General features: G+C 70.1%; 3 protein-coding genes and 1 pseudogene. All 4 read right to left on the bottom strand.

The window, feature by feature from the left end; translation table 11 throughout:
- A pseudogene (locus ACDELDRAFT_RS20025) lies at positions 1–1,063 on the bottom strand (acetyl-CoA acetyltransferase); the annotation flags it as partial.
- Complete coding sequence (locus tag ACDELDRAFT_RS20020; RefSeq protein ID WP_005799874.1) at positions 1,060–1,443, bottom strand: Zn-ribbon domain-containing OB-fold protein; 384 nt, start codon at positions 1,441–1,443, stop codon at positions 1,060–1,062. The pseudogene ACDELDRAFT_RS20025 and the gene ACDELDRAFT_RS20020, both read right to left, overlap by 4 nt.
- A 96-nt stretch (positions 1,444–1,539) precedes the next feature.
- Positions 1,540–2,517: a Bug family tripartite tricarboxylate transporter substrate binding protein gene (locus ACDELDRAFT_RS20015; protein WP_005799873.1), complete on the bottom strand. Its 978-nt coding sequence runs from the start codon at positions 2,515–2,517 to the stop codon at positions 1,540–1,542.
- 17 nt (positions 2,518–2,534) lie between these two features.
- Positions 2,535–3,831: class I adenylate-forming enzyme family protein (locus tag ACDELDRAFT_RS20010; protein WP_005799872.1), on the bottom strand; the 1,297-nt coding region annotated here is incomplete at its 5' end.

The raw sequence follows: 3,831 nt of genomic DNA, 5'->3' as shown, positions 1-3,831 counted from the left end.
GATGCCGTACATGCCCGGGTGGCACGCACGACAGGCCGCCGCCATTGGTGTTCACGGCCAGGCGCCCGCCGGGCGCGATGCCGCCGCCCTGCACGAAGGCGCCGCCCTCGCCCTTGGCGCAAAAGCCCAGGTCTTCCAGGAACAGCAGTGTGTTGATGGTGAAGGCGTCGTAGAGCTGAGCCATGTCCATGTCGGCCGCGCGAAGCCCCGCCATCGCGAAGGCCTGGGCGCCCGACTGGGCGGCCGCCGTCGTGGTCAGGTCGGGCATGCAGGAGATCTGGCGGTTCCAGATCGCCGTGGCATTGCCCAGCACATAGACGGGCGGGTTGGGCAGGTCGCGCGCGCGATCGGCGCGGGTGAGCACGAGGGCGCCGCCGCCATCTGTCACCAAGCAGCAGTCGCGCACCGTGAGCGGGCTGGCGATGGGCCGGGCCGCGAGCACGTCCTCAATGGTGAGCGGGTCGCGCATGAAGGCTTCGGGGTTCTGCTGCGCCCAGGCGCGGGCGGCCACGGCCACCTCGGCCAGTTGTTCGCGCGTGGTGCCGAACTCGTGCATGTGGCGTGCAGCGGCCAGCGCATAGGCGGACACGGGCAGCACGGGCTCGTAGGGATGCTCGTAGGGCTGTGGGTCCAGGAAACGGCGCGCGGCCACGCTTTCCTTGCGGCCGAAGGTGGCGGACCGCTGCGCACTGCCGTAGCACACCAGCACGGCCTTGCATTGGCCCGCCTCCAGCGCGCGCATGGCGGGCAGCAGGTGGGCAATGAAGCTCGAGCCGCCGATCATCGTGCCGTCCACGTAGGTCGGGTTGATGCCCAGGTGTTCGATCACGGGCATGGTCCACATGCTGGCGTTCACGCTGCAGGTGGCCAGGCCGTCGATGTCCTGCATGGTCAGGCCCGCATCGGCCACGGCCGCGTGCGCGGCACGCACCAGCAGCGTCATGTCGTCCATGCCGGGCGCCTCACCGCAGCCATAGGTGGCGGCGCCAACGATGGCCGCGCGCCCGCGCAGGGGGCGGTTCACGGCGGTTGCGTCCAGGTGGGATTGCGGAACGCGGCTCATGCGGCACCCCCTTGCGCTGCGGGCTGGAACAGCACCAGACCACGCCCGTCCTTCTGCGCCACATGGGCCTGCACGCGCTGGCCGATGCGCACGGCTTCGGGCGCCAGGCCCTCCACGCGGCTCATCATGCGCACGCCTTCGTCCAGGTCGATCAGCGCCACGTTGTAGTTGCCCCCCGCGTCCGCCTTGCGCGCAATGGTGGTGGTCGAATACACGGTGCCCAGGCCGCTGGCGCGCACCCAGCGCAGAGGGCTGGCGCCGCAGTGCGGGCACAGCTCGCGCGGCGTGAACACATGGTGCTGGCACTGCGGGCAGTGCTGCAGGCAAAAGCGGCCGGCATCGAGCTCGGCCTGGTAATGGGTCTGTGCGGTCAGGTGCATGTTTTGGGGGGAAGGCTTGGCAGTACGGAGCACAGCATGCCCCGGCCACCGCATCACTTCAATTCGACAATCTGAAAGGGCGTCTTCGCCGTGGCATCAGCCCGGCGTGATTCCGGCCGTCTTGATGACCTTGGCCCACTTGTCCAGTTCGCTGCGCAGGCGCTGGCGCATCTGCTCCTGCGTGCCGGGGTCGGCCTCGGCGCCGGCGTCCAGCAGGCGCTGTCGCACGGCGGGGTCCTTCGTGGCGGTGTTGAAGTCGGCATTGATCTTGTCCAGCACGGCTTGCGGCGTCTTGGCGGGCGCGAACAGCGCGGCCCACGAATACGCCTCGTAGCCCGGCAGGCCGGATTCCACGCCCGTGGGCACGTCGGGCAGCATGGCCGAGCGCTGGCGGCTGGCCACGCCCAGCACCTTCACGCGGCCGCTCTTGATGTGCTGCAGTGCCGTGGGCGCGTCGCTGAACATGAGCTGCACCTGGCCGCCCAGCAGGTCGTTCATGGCCGGGGCACTGCCCTTGTAGGGGATGTGCTGCAGCTTGGTGCCCGCCTCCATGTTGAACAGTTCGCCCGCCAGGTGCGTGCCGCCGCCGTTGCCCGACGAGCCGTAGGCCAGCGGCGTGCCCCTCTTGGCCAGCGCGATCAGTTCCTGGATGGAGTTGGCAGGCACCGAGGGGTGCGCCACGATGAACACCGGGAACATGGCCGCGAAGCTGATGGGCGCGAAGTCTTTCTCGATGTCGTAGGGCAGCTTGCCCATCAGCGCCGGGTTGACCGAATGGTGGATGGCGCCGACGAACAGGCCGTAGCCGTCGGGCGCCTCCTTAGCGGCGGCCGTGGCGCCCACCACGCCGCCCGCGCCGGCGCGGTTGTCGATCACGGTGGGCGTCCTCCAGATCTCGGAGAGCTTGTGGCTGAACACGCGGGCCGTGGTGTCCACCGGGCCGCCGGGCGGAAACGGCACGATGAAGCGCACCGGCCGGCTGGGCCAGGGATCGGCCGCGAGCGCCGCCAGCGGATGGGTGGCGGCAAGCAGGCTGCAGGCGATGAAGCTGCGGCGGGATGGGGAGGTTTGCATGGTGTGTCTCCTGTAGTTCAGGCGGTCAGGGTCAGGGCCTGGTCTTTCAAAGTGCGCTTGAGCACCTTGCCGTTGGTATTGGTAGGCAGCTCGGCCAGCGCCACGATGTGCGACGGGCGCTTGTAGGGTGCGAGCAGTTCGCGCAGGTGCGCCTGCATGGCGTCGGTATCCAGTGTGGCGCCGGGGCGCAGTTCGACGAAGGCCACGATGTCTTCGTTGCCGTCTTCCACGGGGCGGCCCACCACGGCCGAGCGCTGCACGCTGGGGTGGGTGTTGAGTGCCGTCTCCACCTCGGCCGGATAGACGTTGAAGCCCGAGCGGATGATCATCTCCTTCAGGCGCCCCACCACGAACAGCGCGCCGTCGGCATGCATCTCGCCCAGGTCGCCGCTGGCGTACCAGCCGCCTTCGCGCATCACCGCAGCCGTGGCCGCCGGGTCGCGGAAGTAGCCGGGCATCAGCCCCCGGCCACGGATCCACAGCTCGCCGCGCTCGCCCAGCGGAAGCGGCTGGCCGGTGGCCGGATCGGTCACGCGCACCTCGGCCTCGGCCACCGCGTAGCCGGCACTGGTGTCGGGGCGCTGCTCGCCCAGACGCGTGAGGTGCACCGAGCCTGCGTATTCCGACAGGCCATAGCCGTGGTGCAGTGCCTGGCCAAAGGCGGCCTCCACGCGCTTTTTCAGCGCCAGGTCCAGCGGACCCGCCCCGGTGTAGAGGTAGCGCAGCGCTGGCGCCTCGGGCCGCTGGATGCCGCGTTCCTGCAGGTGTGCCAGCAGGCGCGAGAACAGCGCGGGCGGCCCCTGCAGCTGCGACACACCATGGTGGGCCAGCGCATCCAGCAGGTCATCCGGGTCGAACTGCGGGCGCATGACGAGCTGCGCGCCGGCCAGCAGCGAGCTGATCAGCACCGTGCCCAGACCGAAAATATGGGTCATGGGCACGAAGGCGTAGCTGCGGTCCTGCGGGCCCAGCGCGCGCGAGGCGCCCGACACGCGCGCGAAATGGATCAGCGCCTCGTGCGTGAGCATCACGCCCTTGGGTTGCCCCGTGGTGCCGGAGGTGAAGATCAGCGCTGCCACCGTGTCGCGCAGCGGGACTGCTTCGGGTTGCGCGTCCGGACGCAAGGCGCTGTGCTGCATGCCCGGCAGCGCCGATTCCACCGCCGCGAAGCGCTCGGCATGCGCGGCCGCGCTGCGCGACGCCGCAGCCGTGAAGAACACCACGCGCGCGTCGGCCTTGGCGGCGAAGGCGTCGATCTCGGCCGGCGCCATGCGCGCGTTCACGCCGCAGGACCACGCACCCACGCGGCTGCAG

This window comes from Acidovorax delafieldii 2AN (genome assembly GCF_000175235.1).
Lineage (GTDB): Bacteria > Pseudomonadota > Gammaproteobacteria > Burkholderiales > Burkholderiaceae_C > Acidovorax > Acidovorax delafieldii_B.
The sequence above is the reverse complement of the archived record's forward strand: the minus strand, read 5'-3'. Positions and strand labels throughout refer to the sequence as shown.